Origin of the sequence: Acidicapsa ligni, assembly GCF_025685655.1 — a bacterium.
In the GTDB taxonomy this organism is placed as follows: Bacteria; Acidobacteriota; Terriglobia; order Terriglobales; family Acidobacteriaceae; genus Acidicapsa; species Acidicapsa ligni.
In genome coordinates, this window is sequence record NZ_JAGSYG010000007.1 from 20,745 (window position 1) to 39,590 (window position 18,846).

Sequence of the window (18,846 nt, forward strand, 5' to 3'; positions counted from 1 at the left end):
GCTCTAACGCCAGCTTACAGCCAGGTGCCAGCGTAACTCACGCTGGCTCGCCTTGCGAAGTACAGTCTCGTATTCGCGTAGCTCGCGCGTCACAATTTCCGTGTCAGAACCGAGCGCTACCGGAGTGCTTACTAGAAACGTCAGCAGCCGACGCACTGTATTGAGCCCATCTTCTGCTGCGAACCATTGCGGTTGAGGAAGGTGTTCGCTCCATTCAGGGTCGCCGGCTCCCTGTTCAAGCAACATCGCCATTGAGTTTCTATCCGCCGAAAAAAAATCGAGCAGTGGGCGAGTGTGTAGACGCCCCGCGAGCCGCTCCAGAGCATCTTCGTTGCGAGCCAGGGCCTGCCCGTTCACGAAAATATCAAAGCCCGGATCGTCGCCTTCCACCACAATGTATAAACTTGCACTCATCGGCTTGAGTGTACTTGAAATTTCCGTGGATTCCATTAGAAACCGAGCCGAGTTACCTATCTTGATAAGATGTTTCGTATATCTAAATCCGTTTCGCATGTCTCTGCGTATAACAAGTGATTTACTATTGGCTCTGGTGTTTTTTGAGACTCCATAACATCGGGTAAATGCTATCCCGTGTAGCGTAACGCATCACATACAACACAATTGATCGGTACATCCACTTAAGAATCCCGCACTAACACGATTGAGCTATAAGAAAAACAGCCCTTGTGCTAGATGCTAGAGAAGTAAGGATGGGCAACGAAGATTGATCCCGAGGAGGTAAGGCGTGTTTTGGTCTAAAGTTCCTGACATCTTAGCCGTCACCTGCCTCGCTTGCGCTTTTTCGTCAATCCTTCGCCGTGATCCCTCCTCTTCTGGACATCGCCTCTGGCTCGTAGGGTGGATCCTGATCGTCCTGCACTTTGTTACGGGCATCGGTGCGGATCTTCCAGATGGTATCGGCGCTGCCTGCAATGCAATTGGCTTAATCGCCTTGATCGCGGCAGGCATCTTCTTCATGTGGGCAACGGTTCCCTACGACACCGGCATGAGTTGCCGCTGGATGGTCGCGATTTCCTTTGTTGCGATGTCTGTATATATCGTCCTTGAATCGCTACCGAATCCGTCACCCTCCGCTGTAGACTACACGGCTGTTGTCATCGGCACAGGCCCTCTGGCGGTAGGGATGCTTTCCGGTCGCGAAGACCAACATCCTCTACGATGGGTTACCGTCGGGCTGCAATTTTGTCTTGGAGTATCGCTGATAATCTTTGCTCACAAGCACTTCAGCTCCCCGGACCTTGGCACAGACGCCATGCTGTTTGCCGTCTACATGGGGTGCTGCCTGTACTTTTGGTATACCCACCGCAATGGAACTGCCGGATCAATTATCACGATTGGCGGGTTTCTGGCGTGGTCCCTGGTCTTCGTAGTTGCTCCAACAACAGAGGCATTTTTACACAATATCCATCTGGAAAACGAAGTCTGGAACCTACCGAAATACGTTGTAGCCGTAGGTATGCTGCTTCTTCTTCTCGAGAAACAGATTGAACGCACGCAGCATCTTGCCCTGCATGATGATCTCACTCACCTCGCCAATCGTCGTCTCTTCCAGGATCGGTTAGTTACCGCTATTGAGCGTTCGCGACGGGCAGGAAATTCGATGGCATTGTTGAGCGTCGATTTAGATCGGTTCAAATTAGTAAACGACACCTATGGCCACCATGTTGGCGATCTGCTTCTCCAGCATGTGTCTGGGATTCTGGAAGCCAGGGTCAGGCGCTCCGACACTGTTGCACGCACCGGTGGGGATGAGTTTTCTATCATTATGGAAGAACCATCAGGCAGATATGAAGCCGAAATGGTTGCAGATACTCTTATCCGCATACTATCGGAGCCTTTTGTATTGGCCGGAAATCGTATTCACATTGGAGCCAGCATTGGTATCGCGCTCTTTCCCGATGATGCAGGAAGTGTTGACTCGCTCTGCATAGCCGCAGATCAGAGCATGTATCACGAAAAAGAAACGCGTCGCACCGCAGAGTTGGATATCCGGAAGCTAACGATGTCCGAGAATTCGACTCCTGAGAAACATTTTATGGCGAGTTAACCTCGAACCAAGCAAACCTCTTGCCAATCAATCAATTTCTGATTCATCAATTCCTGAAAGCTAAAAAAGGCCGCCCGTGATAACAGGACGGCCTTTTTAGTGTTTAGTGGCAGGGCTTAGTTGCTTGAACCGGAACTCGGCCCGCGACCTCCGCCTCCGGGGCCTGGACGGCCACGACGACGACGGCGGCGATTGCTGTTGCCACCAGGTCCACCGGCAGGACGACCTGCTCCGCCGGAATTTGGTTGACCGGGAGTCTGAGGCGCTACTCCATCCGCGAGGTTGAAGTTTGGTTCATTCTCTTCGTCAAACTCCTCGCCATCCTCTTCTTCCGAGTCGTCGCCGCCCTCAATCAGGATAGTGCTCTGATTGGAGTTGGGCTGACGCTCGTCAAATTCATGGCGGGCTTCTTGTTTCGGAGCATCCTGGCGAGGTGCTACGGCTTCAGAAGCAGCAAATTCGGCTGGCGCTGGTGTATCGGCGATTCCGAGCTTGGCCTTCTGTTCCTTGATGAGCGCTTTGCGGCTCAGCTTGATGCGGTTGCCTTCGATTGCCAGCACCTTCACCATGATCTGATCGCCTTCGCGAAGCTCATCCTTCACTTCCTTGACGCGATGCTCCGCAATCTCGGAGATGTGCAGCAGTCCATCCGTACCTGGGAACAGCTCGACAAACGCGCCGAACTCTGCCAGTCGGACTACCTTACCGAGATAGGTTTTGCCAATCTCAGGGGTTGCGGTCAGATTGTTGATGATCTGCAGCGCCTGCTCCAACCCATCGGCATCGCTCGAGGCAACATTGACGCGACCCGTATCATCCACATCGATCTTGACGCCGGTCTGTTCAATGATGCCGCGAATCGTCTTGCCGCCCGGTCCGATCAAGTCACGAATCTTGTCGGTGGGAATGTGTACAGTGCGAATCTGAGGCGCATACTTCGAGCGCTCAACCTTCGGTCCATCCAGATGTGCATCCATCTTGTCCAGAAGGAAGAGCCGGCCAACGCGCGCCTGCTCCATCGCTTCCTGCAGGATCTGGCGAGTCAGTCCGCTGATCTTGATGTCCATCTGCAGTGCCGTGATGCCCTTGCGGGTTCCGGCTACCTTGAAGTCCATATCGCCGTAGTGATCTTCAGCACCCGCGATATCGGTCAGGATGGCGTAGTTGTCGCCTTCCTTCACCAGGCCCATCGCCACACCGGCAACGGAACCCTTGAGTGCGATGCCTGCGTCATACAGTGCAAGGCTGGCGCCGCACACCGATGCCATCGAAGAAGATCCGTTTGACTCAAGAATGTCAGAGACGATGCGAACAGTGTAGGGAGACTCATCGGGGCTCGGCAAAACTGCGCTGATTGCGCGTTCAGCCAATGCTCCATGACCTACTTCGCGACGGCCAGTACCTGTCATGCGGCCAACTTCGCCAACCGAGAACGGCGGGAAATTGTAGTGCAGCATGAATGGCTTCTTCTGCTCGCCTTCGTAGCTTTCGAGACGCTGTCCGTCGTCGGTCGTGCCGAGCGTTGCGGTAACGAGTGCCTGGGTTTCACCACGGGTAAAGAGAGCCGATCCGTGTGTGCGTGGCAGAACGCTGGTTTCGATGCTGATCTCGCGAATCTGATCGAAAGCGCGACGGTCGGGACGGATGCGATCCACTGTGACCTGCTCACGGAAGATACGCTCGCGAACCAGTTCGTAGTAGGTGCTCAACTTCTTCTTGGCCGTCGGATCGTCAGCGGGAAGTTCCTTCACCAACTCAGCCTTGATGTCCTTGATCAGGCTGTAGCTCTCGGTCTTGGAGTGCGTCTTGGTATCCAGCGCATCCTTCAAACGATCGCCAACCTTGGCGAAGAGAGCATTGTAGTATTCGGTGTCTTCCACAGGAGCAGTGAATGCACGCTTAGGCTTGCCGGCCAGTGCAACGAGTTCGTCGATAGCTGCAGCAATCTTTTTGATTTCTACGTGAGCAAATTCGATAGCCGCAAGAATGTTCTCTTCCGACTCTTCCATTGCGCCGCTCTCGATCATCGTGATGCCGTCTTTATGACCGACGACGATGATGTTCATGGTGCTGGCTTTACGTTCGGCGTAGCTCGGATTGACGATAAATTCCCCGTCTACACGACCGACGCGTACGGCACCGACAGTCGCTCCGAAAGGAATATCCGAGAGCGCCAAAGCTGCACCGGCAGCGTTGATGCCAACAACATCGGGATCATTTTCCTTGTCCGCGGACATTACCAGTGCGATCACCTGGGTTTCGTTGCGGAAGCCCTCAGGGAATAGCGGACGAATCGGACGATCAATCTGGCGGCAGGTAAGAATTTCCTTCTCACTTGGCCGTCCTTCACGCTTGATAAAGCCACCGGGAATGCGGCCACCAGCATAGGTGTATTCGCGATAGTCCACTGTGAGCGGGAAGAAATCAATGCCTTCTTTAGGATCGGGAGAGGCGACGGCGGTCGCCAGTACGACACTCTCGCCGAGCGTCACAAATGCTGCACCAGAAGCTTGCTTGGCGATGCGTCCGGTTTCAAAAACCAGGCGCTTTCCGCCAGTAAGCTCGACTGCTACTTCATGCTTCATAGAAACCTCTTTCGGTTTTCATCAGTATTTTCGCTTTTAGAAACGTGGAAGACACCAGTACGAGCAGCAAGGATGCCGCGAAACGATTACGGCGTTCGCTACTGTGGGATATAGGCATGCCCACACGCAAAGAACCCGTGCAGAGACGGTTGCTCTGCACAGGTCTTGGCTTGATATTGCGCTCGTTCCTGTGTTCGTACTGCCAAGAGTCAGGTACACCATAGCCGCATGACCTTTGTAAGGTCGCAGCCTTGACCACATCTCGGTCTCGGCAATACCTGCTCAAGGATAAGGTTCGCTTACTTGCGGATGCCCAGCTTGCCGATGACATCGCGGTAGCGGTCCGTGTCATGTGCCTTCAGGTAATCCAGCAGGCGGCGGCGCTTGCTGACGAGCATCAAAAGACCGCGCCTGGAGGCGTGATCCTTCTTGTGGGTTTTGAAATGCTCGGTCAACTCGCCGATGCGCACACTCAGAATTGCAATCTGAACTTCCGGCGAACCGGTGTCGGAATCGTGGGTGCGAAAGCGTTGAATCAGGTCGGTTTTTGCTACGGATGCCAACACAGCGTTCTTGTTACTCCTCAAATCGTCGAATCAGATCGTCAAATTTCCGATCCTCACTCAATCTCAATGTCTGCAGCAAGAGTACCACGAATTGCACTCAATTTGCCATCTTTTCGCCCCGAAACGACAGCCGCTCAAGTACGTTCCAACAGCCTAGCGCTCATCCACGGCCCAGTAATTTGCCCGTGCCACAACATGAGCCTCATAATCCTGCGTCAGACGCACTCGCAGCGTATGCAATCCCGGGGTATTGTCTGTCGGATGAAAGCTTAGCAAATACCGGTTCCGAGAGTGTTGGGCCACTTCCGCAACTTCATCCTGAAATCCCTTATCCCGTGTGAATGGCGCGTATTCACCGCCACTCATTACCGCTATCTGCTTGGCAACATTCTTCTTCATAGCCTGAACCGCCATCAGCAACGATCCAATTGGATTCATCACCCGGTTGTCGCCGTTGTCTTTCAAGTCATGCAGCAACTCCGCTCGTGAGGGCGAATAGGTCAGGCTCAGCACGAGCACATCTGTAAGCCCAATTCTCTCAACCAGCTTTTGCGGATTCAAATGCTTGCTTCCGTGATCGCGCTCTTCGCTGATCAAAAGCAGCACTCGTCGATACTCCTTCGGTTGAGACTGCAGCAGATCCACCGCGTACCCTATCGTATCCAGAATCGCGCCGCCACCATCGCCGGGCTGCAGATCCCTCAAATCGCGGCTCAGATCGTCCTCTGAATGTGTAAAATCACGCACCAGCAACGGAGCGCTATCAAAGCTCACCAGGGCAGCCTCGCCTTTGCCGTCCCCTAGAAAAAGATCAAGCAATGGGCCTAATTTTGCTATCTTGTCGAACTCCAGCCCACCGTCGCGCCCCTGCTCTACAGCAACCACCAGCGCCACAGGAGCAGTATCCAGCTCTTCTTCAACTCGTAGCTTTTGCGGAACGCCGTTGTCTTCCAGTTCAAAATCTTTGCTCTTTAACCCGTAGATCACCTCGCCGTGACCTTTTTCGACCAGCGTCGGCACCAACACCACATTGGTCGTGGTACGCAGCGTAACCTCGTCACCCTGTGTGGATGAGGGCAATGGCAGAGCTGGCTCAGGTGGCGGCAATGAGATAGTAGCGGGCTGCTGAGCCAACGCCAACGGACCAAAACCTAATATCACCGCAGCCATCAAAGCCAGTTCCCTGGGCCGTGCCATTCTTAAAAACAATCCCATTCGCAATCCATCCTCCAAAAGGGTTCTGACCAGCACGGTATTACAGCCTTCTAGCTTAGACGTCGCATGCCTGAGAAAACTTGCCTTGAACGCTCAGGCAAAAATATTCGTCCTTTTTTGTAACACTGCTGGCTTACTCGGATATGCTTCAGTGCGTCAGAAGAAATATCCCCTTCAGCGGCATCCACAAGTAGGTGCTGTGTACGGAATACAGAGTGTCGCTAGTCCCTTTTGAGTAGTCCCGTGTGAGCTAATCTGGCAGAACCAAGGGAGCACTATGCAGAAACTCCTTCAGAACCTGCACTTCAGCATACGCATGTTGGCCAAGAGCCCGGGTCTGACCATCACCGTTTTGCTCACTCTGGCACTCGGGATAGGAGCCAACACCGCCATCTTTACTGTTGATTACGCAACATTACTGGCACCATTGCCTTATCCACAACCAGATCAGCTGGTCATGGTCTGGTCCAAGATCCAGGGCTTCCGCAACGGTATCTCGGCTGGGGATTTCCTCGATTGGAAGCATCGAAACAGCGCCTTCCAGGACATCAACGCCTGGACCGGTGGCTCCTTCAACATAGCTACACACGATCAGCCTGAATACATCGAAGGTCGCCGCAATACTGCCGGCTTTTACAAGATGATGGGCAGCAAATTCGCCATGGGACGCGACTTTCTGCCAGAGGAAGGCGTTGCAGGCAAGGACCATGTAGTCATCCTCACCCATAAGCTATGGGCGCATCTCGGCGAAAATAAGAACATCCTTGGCACCCAGATTCGCCTCGACGGCCAGCCTTATACGGTCGTTGGGGTTCTAGCCGAAGGGCTAACCGATCGCGGCACCGACCAATTAACCGTTCCGCTGGTCTTCAAACCGGAACAGATTAACCACGACTTCCATTGGCTACTCGCCATGGGACGCCTTAAGCCCGGTATCACCATCAAACAGGGCCAGTCCGATATGGACGCCGTAACAGCACATATAGCGCAGGCTTACCCCAAAAGCAACAAAGGCTGGGGCGCAATCGTCGAACCCCTCAAGAACGATTTTCTTCCCAGCGATCGCAAGCTCACGCTCTGGCTGCTGCTTGGCGCTGTAGCCTTCATTCTGCTCATCGCCTGTGTCAATGTAGCTAATCTTTTACTCGCAAAAAGCCTGTCGCGTCAAAAGGAAATGGCCGTGCGCAGCGCCCTCGGTGCGTCTCCGAAAGCCATCTTTGCCCAACTCATCACGGAAAGCCTCCTGCTGGCGCTTGCAGGAGGATTACTAGGCATCGGCGTAGGCTACGGCATGTTGCGCGGACTTATCGCCGCCATGCCGGATGGGACGCTGCCAACAGAGGCCGATCTCACCCTCAACTTTCCGATTCTGTTGTTTACACTCGGTGCAACCACGCTCGCGGGGCTGCTCTTCGGCTGCGCGCCTGCCTGGTTCGCTTCGCGCATCGACCCCAGCGAAACACTCAAAGAAGGCGGCCGTTCCGGGTCAGGCAAGGCTCGTCATTGGCTTCGTCGAACTCTTGTCATCGGTGAATTTGCCCTCGCGCTTGCGCTTCTTGCAGGAGCGGGATTGGCCATTCACAGCTTCCTCAATTTGCAGCGCGTCGATCTTGGGGTAAAGACAGACCATGTCCTCACCTTCTTTCTGCCCGTACCCGAATCTCGCCCCAATGATCCGGAACAGATCGTCTCTTACTACAAACGAATCCTCGGTAGTATCAACTCGGTTCCCGGTGTCCAACATACCTCGGCGATGACAGGTATGCCGCTTTTCGGAGCGGGCTTTGGCATGCCCTTCACCATCGTTGGCAAGCCTGCCTACAACGACCCTTCGCAGCGGCCACTTACCGGATTTGGCATGGTTACGACGGACTACTTCCAGACCTTCGGCATCCAAACCATCCGCGGGCGTACTCTCGGCGATCAGGACACAACCACCAGCGTAAAAGTAGCCATGGTTAACGAGGAGTTTGCCAGGAAGTACTTCAAAGACGTTGACCCGCTGCAACAGCGCATCTCCGTTGAAGAACTGATCCCCGGTGTCACCAAGCTGGGCCCTGCGGTCGAATGGCAAATCGTTGGGGTTTATCACAACGTACGCAGCCGGGGCTTTCGTGAAGACAATCCCGAAGTGCTGATCTCCTTCTGGCAGATTCCCTGGACCACGGCAGGCATCGCCGTGCGCACCGCGAACGATCCAACATCCATGACCAAAAGCATCGAAGCCGCCGTGCATGCTGTTGATCCACAAATCTCTTTGGCCACGCCACGCACCATGGATGAAGTTCGGGACAGCGTTCTCTCCAACGACCGCTTCACGCTTCTCCTGTTCAGTTGTTTTGCAGCCGTTGCGCTTTTACTAGCTGGACTTGGGATCTATGGGGTAATGTCGTTCTCTGTTGCTCAGCGATCACACGAAATAGCCCTGCGTATGGCGCTCGGAGCCGGCAGAAACCGCGTCGTCGTTCAAGTAGTGAAAGAAGGATTGCTCCTCGCAGGAATCGGCCTCGGCATCGGACTCATTGGCGCCTACTTTATCGGGCGCGCCATGCAGACTATGCTTTACGGAGTGGGGTCTCTCGACTACTCCGCCTTCAGCGTAGTCGGGGCCATTTTGCTAGCTGCATCCCTGATAGCCTGCTACTTCCCCGCTCGCCGCGCAGCATCTGTCGAACCGATGCAGGTGCTCAGAAACGAATAGCGTTACAGCTTATGGTTTGGGTTGAGTTTGCGGTGTCTCTGGGCTTCCAGGCACCGCAAATGGCGCATACGGATCGGCGGCGGGTTGTTGCAGTGGCGCAGTAATATCTGCCGGCGTAATCGGCATTCGAGAGAAATCCATCGCATCCCGCATCGCAAAGAATGCAGGCATCGGCGTGTAATTATCGTCGAACGGTAGCGGCCTCTGCCGCGCTCCGTCGGGGCGCATAGCCCATGGTTGCCTGCTCTGGTTCAGCCAGGTATGCGCGTCCGTAATTCCCCAGGTCAGTACCGCCTTCACGTTCGGCTCCGGCAGTACAAGTCCTAAGTAATTTTTATAAATCTCAGACACAGCTACATCCTGCAACTCAGGGCCGCCCGGCAACGCATGGCTGTTCACATCAAGCTCCGTGAGATAGACATCGAGGCCTATAGCAGCCAGGTCGCGGATGAACTGCTTCACGCCTGCTCCCGGCGGCGGTCCATTGGCTTGCAAATGACTCTGAATACCCACGGCATGAATTGGTACGCCACGAGCATGCAGCCGGCGTACAAGCATCAGCACCTGCCCGCGCTTTGCCGATTGCTCCGGCGTATCCAACTCAATATCGAAATCGTTATAAGTCAGCTTTGCCTGCGGATCGGCCTGCGATGCGTACTGAAAGGCCATCTCGATGTACCCTGGTCCCAGCAATTCCAGCCAGGGAGATTTACGCAGCCCGTCCGCGCGCCCACCTGGAATATGCACCGCTTCATTAACTACATCCCAGCTATGCACTCTCCCCGCATAACGACCCGCCACAGTCTGAATATGCTGCTCCAGGAGCGAACGTGCATTGTCTTTCGTCGCGACCTGCGCAAACCACAACGGCAACTGCTCATGCCAGCAGAGATTGTGCCCACGCACAAATTGTTGATACTGGGCAGCAAAGGCAAATATTTTGTCAACGGGAGCAAAGTTATAACTCGATGGCGATGGCCGTAGAGACGACCACTTCATCGCATTTTCTGCAACTAGAATGCCCGCTTGCTCCGCCACGGTCTGCGTATAAACATCATGAATCCCGTCGCCATCCGCAGTGAGATTCAGTAGTTCAGGAACGACCGCGCATCCCGCCAGTAACCCCACAGCAGCGGCATGGACACGCAAAGAGTCTGACCCCGTATAGGAACGCGTTTCCCTTTGTGGCACAGGCAGGCTATCCGGGTGCAACTTCTTTTTGCGATCCTTGCCGGGAAGGCTCAATGGAAGCGCGGCACTCAAACCGAAAGCAGCAACCGAGCGTGCAAACTCTCGTCTTGTCAGCCAATCGGAGTTTCGCACTCACCCTCACTATTCACGCTAGTTATTACGAACAGGCTTTCGTTGCACTTCACGCTCTAGCTGTCCCGTCCACGCGAGAAAACCCAGCAACTCCCACTTCGATTCCCACACAAAGTGGAAGACATCCCGTGCCCGAATCGTCTCCGCCTTCTTACCGGAGTATGTCTCGATCCGCCATTTCAGGTACTCGCTCTTCCAGGGAGCAAGCCGGTGGCCGCGGGTGGCATTCCAAATAAAGCGCAGGGACGCAAACATGCAAAAGCTCCTCACCTTTGAGTATAGAGCGAGGAGCTCGAAACACTGAGAAACAGCATCCAAAAGGCTGTAGGATCCCCATATGCGGCATGACGATAATGTCTGCTATAGCTTGTCGAAGAGGCTTCCTTGCCCTAACCCTGAGATCACACTGATCAACGCCGTCTGCTGAGATGCCACAAGAGCAAGCTGCGTCGCAATCGCCGGAATGTCTGCCTGCATCAGGTTGGTTTGCACCGCCGTCAATTGCGTGGCCTCCGAAGAGGCTGCTCCTGAGGCTGCAGATAATCGGGTTATAGAGTTATCTACAGTTACTCGCTGCTGACTTACATAGTTCAGCGCTGAATTGAGAGATGCCAGGTCGGTGACGCCGCTACCCGAACTTCCGTTGGCGTAATCGGCCACCAGGTTATTCAGCGCTCCAAGCACACTTGCTGTCGAAGAAGTAAATATCTGGTCGCCTGGAACATTGATTGGAATAGACTGCCCATTGGGAGCGGTGAGTGTGTTCACATTCTCATCGCCGTTATAGGTGACTGTGGCTGGCGTTGTCGAGCTATCAAGAGTAAAAGGAGCTGTTTCAGTCTGACTACCGCCAAAGACGTACTGCCCCTGATAACTGGTATTCGCCAGCGAAAGCACCTCGTCACGTATGCCGGCAATCTCGTTGGACGCTGACTTCAGATCACTCGTGCTCAAAGTGCCATTATTGGCCTGCGTTGCCAGCGAAATGGCCTGGTTCAACTGAGTCACCACGCTACCCAGCGCAGAGTCAGCCACCTGCAACATGCCCTGCGTCATGCTCGATGTCTGCGTGAAGGAATCATCTCCCTGGATCTGGCCAAGCAGTTGCACATTCTCAGCAGCCGCGAAAGGATCATCACCGATCGACGTCACCCGCACACCACTCGATATCTCCTGGGTCAACTGCTGTTGCATTGTCGATGTCTGATCCAGAGCAGAGGCCAGATTCGTCGTATAAAAAGGGTCTACCCGCATCGTTGATCCTCGTCTTTCGCACCGTATTTCGTACCGTACGTGCTTGGGTTTTGGCTCGCCGTGACGATCAGGCCACCGCAGTTTCCACGCCCAGGTTCAGCGCAGAAGACATCACCGAATTCAGAATCGTGAACACTTGCGATGCTGCTTGATACGAACGTTGAAAGTTCTCAAGAGAACTTGCTTCGTCGTTCAGATTTACCGCCGAAAGAGAGTCTCGCTGACTCTGCAATTGACTCACAGAGGCAGTGAGCGCGGTATTCTGCGTCGTCGTTTCAGATACAGTCGCTCCCAGCGTACCTACAAAATTTGAGTAAAAGTTTAACGGCGTCTGACCGTTGATGATCGACTGCGTAGAGAGATTTGCAGCCGCAACCGCATTTGAACCGTCTCCAGTACCATTGCCTAAACCGGCCGCGGCAATTTTGTTCGGGTCAGTCATTACGACCGCCATCGACGCGGCACTCCCCGCTACCTGGCTTGGCGCATTAAAAATATTCCCCGCGTTTCCGTTGTCTCCATCCATATCCGTGCCCGCGTTGTTCACCGTGTTCACCTGACTCGCAATTCCATAGGCCAGTTGATCAAGCGACGCCATCGTAGTGGGAATACTCTGATCACGCGCCGTGAGCAGTCCACCGATCTCCCCTCCACCTGAAGTCAAATCGCTCGTTACGTCCGTACTGCCAACAAAGAAATGTGTTACTCCATCTACATTTCCCGTCGTAATTTGAAATGAACTTCCTTCAGAAACAAGCAACTGCCCACTGGCAGTGGCAATACTCATGCCATTGTTCTCGGTCGTAATCTGGTTCACACCGATCAACTGCGAAAGCTGACCTAGATCCGCCTGCCTCTCATCTTCCAGCGTCCCTGCATCCTGGTTTGGAGAAAGCGACTGAATCTGCTGATTCACCTGCGCCAAAGAAGTTGTAATTGCATTGACCTGAGAGGCTACCGTTGCCGCTGACTGATCTAACGAAGATTTCTGGGCATTGAGATTGGCCGCGGTGCTGGAAATATCTCCGGCCAAAGTATTGGCTGATTCCAAAACCTGTTGCCGATCGGCACTGTTCGTCGGACTCGATTCCAATTGCGTATAAGCATCAAAGAAATTCGTGATGTCGGAACCAATATTGCCGGAGGAATTTGTACTGGAGGCAGGTGTGAAATTTGCCTGCAATGTGGTCAGCGCATTCAGCAGCGCGGTAGAAGAAGAACTAGCCTGAGTCTGTTGCTGCAAGCGTTGCTCAAGTACCCTGTCCCGTTGCGAGATGCCACCGGTAACAGTCACTCCTGTGCCATTTTCAATCCCATTGATATATATCGGCTGGTTCTCTTCCCAGTTCGATACCTCACGCGTGTAGCTCGCGTTGGATGCGTTGGCGACGTTGTTCGACACGACATTGAGGGCTGCCTGATCCGCATCCAGAGCCCCCGTTATCAGATTAAAAGCCGCATTAATTGTCCCCATACTCTGCCTCGATTCCCTGTCTGTTACGACCGCCTGTTTCCATTAACAGGCCTGCCCCGTCCTCGATCTTTTGTTGCGCCTGCTGAATTCGAAGAACATGCAATCGAGAAAAGACCGTTAGATTGGATCTAGTCGCATGTAATACACGCTCCAACACACGCAAGTCTCCCGACGCTTCGTCTAGATCGTTTTTGAAATCGTGGTGCAGATTCGAAGTCTCCGCAACCAAATCCACAGGGCTAACCAGACCGGACTGCTGCAACTCACGGTTCAGGTCCACACAACAACGTGCCAACTCTTCCAATCGATCCGCGTCCATACTAGCCAGTGCAGCCGTAGCTTGCCGCACAATCGCTCGCAGTGCTATTCCCGGCCTCAACTGTTCCTGCCACTCGATCGCCATTTCTCTACCAATCCAATCTTTGAATTGATGAACTCTTATTTAACCCGAGGGCTACTTCTCCGGCACAAGCAGAGAGTCGATTACTTTTTGTGCCACATCCGTGGCCGGTATGTTGTAGGTGCCGGCTTGCAGTGCATTCTGGATGCTGGCAACCTTATCCATGCGCACATCAGATTCACTTGCTGCTTGTGCGGCCTCGTTGGCTGCAGCACTAAACTGCGTCGAATCTTGCGCCAGATTATCCATCTGCGCTTTACCCGTACTAGCGACCTGTGCGGTCGCAGCAATCGCATTACTCGAAACCTGAGTGCTCGAAGTCTGAGAAGGAGCAATGTGCTGCAAGCTCTCTCCATCATTTCGAATATCATTCCGTACATTCATCCTGTTTCTCTCCTACCCTATTTATCGTCCTGGACGCTAATAACGATAGTCATTTGAATAGCACATTTGAGCCATTCCCGTTTTAATTTGACTCACCATTCGTTCTCCCAAAATGGTTACCGATGTGAGCCGTAACTGCATTTGGAGCCTGTCCTTTCTTCGCGTCGGACACATGACTCAACTGATGCAAAATACTCTTCGCAATACCGAATCCCCCATGCTCTGAAATAGCCTTAGCCATCGCCTCTCCGGCAAAGGAGTTCAATGCTGAAGATGAACTCTCCTCGTCTTCGCTACCGCCCAGGAGACCCTTCCCCGACTCGAGTGGAGCCATCAACTCCTTCATCATTTGCGCTTCGAATTCGTGTGCGGCTTTTACCAATCGCGGCTGAGGAACCGATTCAGCAGACATTGAGCCAGAAGACGCCGCAGCCGCTCCAGGCAGCACTGGATTAATCATCACAAAACCTCCAGGTCCGCTTCGAGCGCCCCTGCCTCTTTCATTCCCTGCAGGATCGAAATCACATCTCGCGCCGTTGCTCCGATCTGCTGTAACTCCTGAACCAGATCCTCGACAGTCGCGCCTTCCTTCAGCTCGATCCGATTCACCGGTTTGTCCTGCGCCTGAACTGTCGTCTGTTGCACCACCTGCGTCGTTCCCTGAGCAAACGCATTCGGCTGCGAAACCTTGGTCTCCGTCACCACATTCACAGATAGACCTCCATGCAGAATTGAGACCGGCTGCAATCGCACTTTACCTCCAATTACAACCGTTCCCGTTCGTTCATTAACCACTACACGCGCGCGCGGATAAACATCAATCTGAACTGCTTCAATCTGATCCAGTAACGCTGGTAGATCTTCCTCTGGCTTCGCTGCAATTTCAACTCTTCGACTATCGACTACGTGGGCGCGTTCCGTCTTTAACTCGGCATTGATGGCCCCCGCCATACGTTCCGCGGTATGAAAATCCGCATCGGTCAGAATCACGCTCACCGTCTTCATCTGCTTCAGATCAAACGGCACTGAGCGCTCCACCAATGCTCCTCCGGGAATACGCGCGGTCGTGGGATGATTCACCTGTCTGGAGTTTCCATTTGCTGTCACCTGATACCCACCCAGTACCAAAGGTCCCTGCCCCTGCGCGTAGATCTGCCCATCCGGTCCGTACAGTGGAGTCATCAACAACAGCCCGCCTTCAAGTGACCGGGCATCTCCGGCAGAAGAAACAGTGATATCCAGTTTTTCTCCCGGTCTGCTGAACGGCGGCAGTGTCGAAACCACGAAGACTGCCGCCATATTCTTCACCTGCATATTACTGGCGCTGTTGTTGCCCGTCTGCGGAACCGTAATCCCCATCCGCTCCAAAGTTGAGAGCAATGTCTGGATTGGAAAGACTGTCTGTTGCGTGTCGCCAGTACCCTTCAGACCCACAACAATACCGTAGCCAATCAATTGGTTATCGCGAATGCCTTCGATCGACGCGACATCTTTGATACGCGTTCGCTGAGAAGCCAATTGCTCGCTTGATTGTGCAGTTCCTGGGATAACGCTCTGATGTCCAGCATCGGCATATGCAGTTCTTGCCTGTTGCTGAGCTAACTCAGGCCGCGCGATACCAGTCCGCTCAGATGACGTAGCCCTCACCGCAGAACGCCCAGCCGCCCCTTTTTGTCCACGAGACTCCGACCTCACTGGCGTTGAACCAGATTGCCCCATGCTCTCTCTGTTCCCAACAACGAGAACAAGTAGCAGGAACATCCACCTACATCCCGCTAGCAACCATTTTCTCTTCGTATGAGGCCCTGCAACAGAACGCGCCACTAAAACACCAACATTTTCTGCAAAAATCTCCAAATGGGATTCTGCCGATAGGTTGAGTCGTTCACGATTCCCTTGCCAGTTACCTCTAGTTCCAGATCGGTCATTGCCGCTGACTGCACCTGATTCTGCGCACTCACATCCTCCGGACGCACGAGTCCTCTCAGCTTGATCAACTGTGTCTGCTGTGAAAATGTCAATTGTCGAGTAGCCTGCACCACAAGCATTCCGTTAGGCAATACGTCTACCACTTCTCCTCCAAAGGTCGTTGCAAGACTGGAGTTGGTCACACTTTGTCCCTGTGCCGTCAGACCAGAAGTAGCATTTTGTCCCAACAGATTTTGCAGTCTGTTATTCGTACCTAACGCGCCAAATAAACCTGAGAGTCCTGAGGTAGCGCTTGATGCCCTTGAATTTTTTACCTGTCCGTCCGTTGAAGCCGCCAGGCTCTCCGAAACGACAATGGACACCACATCATGCAGCCGCACAGCCTTGGCATCGGTAGATAACCGCACCAACCGCCCTTGATCAATCCAGATCGATCCGGGCGTACGCACCTCCGCTTCCTGCGAAGCCCGCACCCTGGAGATATAGGCCTTCAACGCTGCTTCTGGTGGAGTCAGTTTGGCGCTTTCAGTTTTGTCTGTTGATTTTTTCGTAAGCAGAGTTGCGGCTTGACTCGTAAACCCGGAGATAATAAACACGAAACCCAACGCAGTCGCTAAAGCTATCTGGAGACATCGGCATCTATCACGCAGCCTGTGATTGGTCATCGTGAACTCCATTCCATGGGCAACCACTTCGCTTGCTTCAACCCTGTAGCCAGAACACTGATGACCGGTCCATTGACACTCATCTGGGAGTTTTTTCCAGCACTCAAACGAGCACGTAGCCGGGCGCCAAGTGGTCCAGACTCAAGCGCCATGGCCGGCAATCGCGCATGGAGCAACTCGGACTCCTGATCGACAATAATCTGATCGCCCACATGAATGATGATCTGCGGCGAAATAGCTACTGCCTTCAAAATGTTTTTTGCGGCAGCATGTCTTGCAATCTTCTTCTCTTGCGCATCTGCTGTATCCGTCAGAATTATCCGATCTGGACCGGAATGATTTTCCTGATTGACTACAACATGCCAATGCAGCCCCAGGCATGGATCGATTCGATCCATGCTCGTATCGTTTGGTTCTTTAAGCGGTTGACCCTTGGCGATTGCGCAGAAAATCGCCAAAGCTATCACTAAAAATATAGCCAGAAGTCCACTCGCGATGGAGTAACATCTGGCCGACAGCTTGGATTTAAGGCTCAACCGGTGCAAGTTCATTGGCTCTTTCCTTTGCTTATGAAGCTTTCCAATAGACATCGGTACCCAATCCATTTTGCGAATAACTATCGCGTCATGTTATTTACCTGGGAGTACATGTCATCCGCGGCCTTGATAACTTTGGAGTTTGATTCGTATGCTCGTTGGGCAAGCACCATCTGGACAAATTCAGTTACGACATCCACGTTAGAATTCTCCAGATATCCCTGCTGCAACGTGCCCAGACCTTCAGTTCCGCCTGGGTTTCCAAGTACAGGATCGCCCGAGCTGAGTGTCTGCTGAAGCAGATTGCCACCCATGCTCTCGAGACCGCCAGGATTGGCAAAGGTCGCCAACTGTATCTGTCCCAACTGTGCCGGATTCGTCTGCCCCGGCAGCGTCGCGTTTACCACGCCATACTGCGTAATTGTGACCGCAGTGGCATTGGCTGGAATTGTTATAGTGGGCAGCAAGGGGTCGCCGTCAGTGGTGACGATCGAGCCCTGGTTATTCAAGTGAAACTGTCCCGCGCGCGTATACGCCGTTGTGCCATCCGGCCTCTGCACCTCAAAGAATCCAGAGCCCTCAATCGCCACATCATACGGATTGCTCGTCTGGTTAAGTTCGCCCTGCGTCATGATTACTTCCGTAGCCGCGGACTTAGTACCTAGGCCGATCTGCAGTCCAGCAGATACAGTCGATTGAGACTGAGCTGCGCCTGGCGTCACCAGATTTTGATACAGCATATCTTGAAACTGAAGGCGTAGTTGACGGAAACCGGTCGTCGAAGAGTTAGCGAGGTTATTGGCAATTGTATCCAGATTTAATTGCTGTGCGCTCATGCCGCTGGCTGCCGTATACAGTGCTCGTATCACGCTATTTCTCCTGAGAATGATTTAAACTCGCGGCAAATCCTCTGCTGCAGTCTTGTTGAATTCAGTGTGGAAGATAGTCAGCGCGCGCTGCATGGTTTCTGCCTGGCGCTGCATCATCAATAAATCCAGGCTGCCCTGAATCGCATCTTCGTTGGCCGCTTCAAGATTGCCTTGATGAACGATGGCTTCAGTCGATAGCGCAGGCTGCACTTTGTCGGGCGGAAGGTAGCTGTTCTTCCCCTCTGGAGTTAGCTGTGTTCCAACCGGAAAAACAAACACGCCTACCGTCGAGGCAATCGCTCCATCAACAGAAATAGCCCCATCTACTCCAACGGAAACCGCACCGGGAGGCACAGGAATCGGCTGGCGCTGGCTGGAAAGCACCAACTCGCCAGCCGCAGTTACAAGCCGGCCATCACGCCCCCGGTGGAAGCTGCCATCCCGCGTATAGCGAACTCCACCAGGAGTCTCTATTGCAAAAAATCCCTGCCCTTCGATTGCCAGGTCCAGAGCATTCCCGGTTGGCGTTAACACGCCCTGCCCCATGTCGAGGTGGTCTCCACCAAGAACACCAAAATTGTTTACCGTCTGCCCCAGTTGCGAGTTTCCCTGAAGCGGATCGAGCAGTACTGAACGAAAGTACTCACGCTCGGCCCGGTATCCCGCTGTCTGCGCATTCGCCAGATTAGAGGCTGCCGTATCCAGCGCCTGCGTCCGAGCCACCAGCCCTGCAAAAGCCGCGTAATATCCACTATCCATTCTTGTCCCCTACTGCTGAAAACAAGAGCAGAAACGGGGCCAAACAGGATGCAAAAGGATTAGAGAGGATTTATGAAAAGATATATATAGCCATACGCGAGATCATTCTGCATTTTGG

General features: G+C 53.5%; 18 protein-coding genes. 2 read left to right on the forward strand and 16 right to left on the reverse strand.

Annotated features, from left to right (window positions below; translation table 11 throughout):
* Window positions 1-3 precede the first annotated feature (3 nt).
* Window positions 4-414: a hypothetical protein gene (locus OHL19_RS19715; RefSeq protein ID WP_263359549.1), complete on the reverse strand. Its 411-nt coding sequence runs from the start codon at window positions 412-414 to the stop codon at window positions 4-6.
* 331 nt (window positions 415-745) lie between these two features.
* On the opposite strand from OHL19_RS19715, the gene OHL19_RS19720 reads away from it, so the two are divergent.
* Complete coding sequence (locus OHL19_RS19720; protein WP_263359550.1) at window positions 746-2,068, forward strand: GGDEF domain-containing protein; 1,323 nt, start codon at window positions 746-748, stop codon at window positions 2,066-2,068.
* A 116-nt stretch (window positions 2,069-2,184) separates the two neighbouring features.
* On the opposite strand, the gene pnp is transcribed toward OHL19_RS19720, so the two are convergent.
* The 3 genes from pnp to OHL19_RS19735 form a co-directional block, all read right to left on the reverse strand.
* Window positions 2,185-4,653 (reverse strand): polyribonucleotide nucleotidyltransferase, encoded by a 2,469-nt coding sequence (gene pnp / locus OHL19_RS19725; protein WP_263359551.1) that lies wholly within the window; start codon window positions 4,651-4,653, stop codon window positions 2,185-2,187.
* A gap of 299 nt (window positions 4,654-4,952) precedes the next feature.
* Window positions 4,953-5,219 carry a 30S ribosomal protein S15 gene (gene rpsO, locus OHL19_RS19730; protein ID WP_263359552.1) on the reverse strand — a complete coding sequence of 89 codons (267 nt, stop codon included), beginning with the start codon at window positions 5,217-5,219 and terminating at the stop codon, window positions 4,953-4,955.
* Between the two features lie 153 nt (window positions 5,220-5,372).
* Window positions 5,373-6,434, reverse strand: coding sequence for a VWA domain-containing protein (locus OHL19_RS19735; protein WP_263359553.1), 1,062 nt, complete (start codon window positions 6,432-6,434; stop codon window positions 5,373-5,375).
* A gap of 277 nt (window positions 6,435-6,711) precedes the next feature.
* Between OHL19_RS19735 and OHL19_RS19740 the strand changes: the two genes are divergently transcribed.
* The gene (locus OHL19_RS19740; protein WP_263359554.1) at window positions 6,712-9,135 is read left to right on the forward strand and encodes an ABC transporter permease; all 2,424 of its coding nucleotides are present in this window, start codon (window positions 6,712-6,714) and stop codon (window positions 9,133-9,135) included.
* Window positions 9,136-9,144: 9 nt separating this feature from the next.
* Here OHL19_RS19740 and OHL19_RS19745 read toward each other — a convergent pair whose 3' ends face one another.
* The 12 genes from OHL19_RS19745 to OHL19_RS19800 all read right to left on the reverse strand — a co-directional run bounded on the left by OHL19_RS19745 (window position 9,145) and on the right by OHL19_RS19800 (window position 18,728).
* Window positions 9,145-10,458 carry an endo-1,4-beta-xylanase gene (locus tag OHL19_RS19745; protein WP_263359555.1) on the reverse strand — a complete coding sequence of 438 codons (1,314 nt, stop codon included), beginning with the start codon at window positions 10,456-10,458 and terminating at the stop codon, window positions 9,145-9,147.
* Window positions 10,459-10,476: 18 nt separating this feature from the next.
* Window positions 10,477-10,713: a hypothetical protein gene (locus OHL19_RS19750; protein WP_263359556.1), complete on the reverse strand. Its 237-nt coding sequence runs from the start codon at window positions 10,711-10,713 to the stop codon at window positions 10,477-10,479.
* A gap of 105 nt (window positions 10,714-10,818) precedes the next feature.
* Complete coding sequence (gene flgL / locus OHL19_RS19755; RefSeq protein WP_263359557.1) at window positions 10,819-11,712, reverse strand: flagellar hook-associated protein FlgL; 894 nt, start codon at window positions 11,710-11,712, stop codon at window positions 10,819-10,821.
* Between the two features lie 67 nt (window positions 11,713-11,779).
* The gene (gene flgK, locus OHL19_RS19760) at window positions 11,780-13,186 is read right to left on the reverse strand and encodes a flagellar hook-associated protein FlgK (protein ID WP_263359558.1); all 1,407 of its coding nucleotides are present in this window, start codon (window positions 13,184-13,186) and stop codon (window positions 11,780-11,782) included.
* Complete coding sequence (locus tag OHL19_RS19765; protein ID WP_263359559.1) at window positions 13,173-13,589, reverse strand: hypothetical protein; 417 nt, start codon at window positions 13,587-13,589, stop codon at window positions 13,173-13,175. Before OHL19_RS19765 ends, flgK begins: the two co-directional genes overlap by 14 nt.
* Window positions 13,590-13,640: 51 nt before the next feature.
* Window positions 13,641-13,970, reverse strand: a complete 330-nt coding sequence (flgM, locus tag OHL19_RS19770) for a flagellar biosynthesis anti-sigma factor FlgM (RefSeq protein WP_263359560.1) — start codon at window positions 13,968-13,970, stop codon at window positions 13,641-13,643.
* A gap of 82 nt (window positions 13,971-14,052) precedes the next feature.
* The gene (locus OHL19_RS19775) at window positions 14,053-14,433 is read right to left on the reverse strand and encodes a hypothetical protein (protein WP_263359561.1); all 381 of its coding nucleotides are present in this window, start codon (window positions 14,431-14,433) and stop codon (window positions 14,053-14,055) included.
* Complete coding sequence (locus tag OHL19_RS19780; RefSeq protein ID WP_317890599.1) at window positions 14,430-15,488, reverse strand: flagellar basal body P-ring protein FlgI; 1,059 nt, start codon at window positions 15,486-15,488, stop codon at window positions 14,430-14,432. The genes OHL19_RS19775 and OHL19_RS19780 overlap by 4 nt, the downstream gene beginning before the upstream one ends.
* 305 nt (window positions 15,489-15,793) lie before the next feature.
* Window positions 15,794-16,564, reverse strand: coding sequence for a flagellar basal body L-ring protein FlgH (locus tag OHL19_RS19785; protein WP_263359562.1), 771 nt, complete (start codon window positions 16,562-16,564; stop codon window positions 15,794-15,796).
* A complete protein-coding gene (locus tag OHL19_RS19790; RefSeq protein WP_263359563.1) occupies window positions 16,561-17,115 on the reverse strand; it encodes a hypothetical protein in 555 nt (184 codons plus the stop codon). The genes OHL19_RS19785 and OHL19_RS19790 overlap by 4 nt, the downstream gene beginning before the upstream one ends.
* A gap of 65 nt (window positions 17,116-17,180) precedes the next feature.
* Window positions 17,181-17,969 carry a flagellar basal-body rod protein FlgG gene (gene flgG, locus OHL19_RS19795; protein ID WP_263359564.1) on the reverse strand — a complete coding sequence of 263 codons (789 nt, stop codon included), beginning with the start codon at window positions 17,967-17,969 and terminating at the stop codon, window positions 17,181-17,183.
* A 21-nt stretch (window positions 17,970-17,990) separates the two neighbouring features.
* Window positions 17,991-18,728, reverse strand: a complete 738-nt coding sequence (locus OHL19_RS19800) for a flagellar hook-basal body protein (RefSeq protein ID WP_263359565.1) — start codon at window positions 18,726-18,728, stop codon at window positions 17,991-17,993.
* Window positions 18,729-18,846 lie beyond the last annotated feature (118 nt).

Excerpts from the sequence above, each read along its gene's own strand:
- flgM (WP_263359560.1), bottom strand. The coding sequence starts at position 13,970 with ATGAATGTACGGAATGATATTCGAAATGATGGAGAGAGCTTGCAGCAC.
- flgK (WP_263359558.1), bottom strand. The coding sequence starts at position 13,186 with ATGGGGACAATTAATGCGGCTTTTAATCTGATAACGGGGGCTCTGGAT.
- OHL19_RS19800 (WP_263359565.1), bottom strand. The coding sequence starts at position 18,728 with ATGGATAGTGGATATTACGCGGCTTTTGCAGGGCTGGTGGCTCGGACG.
- pnp (WP_263359551.1), bottom strand. The coding sequence starts at position 4,653 with ATGAAGCATGAAGTAGCAGTCGAGCTTACTGGCGGAAAGCGCCTGGTT.
- OHL19_RS19790 (WP_263359563.1), bottom strand. The coding sequence starts at position 17,115 with ATGAACTTGCACCGGTTGAGCCTTAAATCCAAGCTGTCGGCCAGATGT.
- OHL19_RS19765 (WP_263359559.1), bottom strand. The coding sequence starts at position 13,589 with ATGGCGATCGAGTGGCAGGAACAGTTGAGGCCGGGAATAGCACTGCGA.
- OHL19_RS19750 (WP_263359556.1), bottom strand. The coding sequence starts at position 10,713 with ATGTTTGCGTCCCTGCGCTTTATTTGGAATGCCACCCGCGGCCACCGG.
- OHL19_RS19735 (WP_263359553.1), bottom strand. The coding sequence starts at position 6,434 with ATGGGATTGTTTTTAAGAATGGCACGGCCCAGGGAACTGGCTTTGATG.
- OHL19_RS19740 (WP_263359554.1), top strand. The coding sequence starts at position 6,712 with ATGCAGAAACTCCTTCAGAACCTGCACTTCAGCATACGCATGTTGGCC.
- flgL (WP_263359557.1), bottom strand. The coding sequence starts at position 11,712 with ATGCGGGTAGACCCTTTTTATACGACGAATCTGGCCTCTGCTCTGGAT.
- OHL19_RS19785 (WP_263359562.1), bottom strand. The coding sequence starts at position 16,564 with ATGACCAATCACAGGCTGCGTGATAGATGCCGATGTCTCCAGATAGCT.
- OHL19_RS19715 (WP_263359549.1), bottom strand. The coding sequence starts at position 414 with ATGAGTGCAAGTTTATACATTGTGGTGGAAGGCGACGATCCGGGCTTT.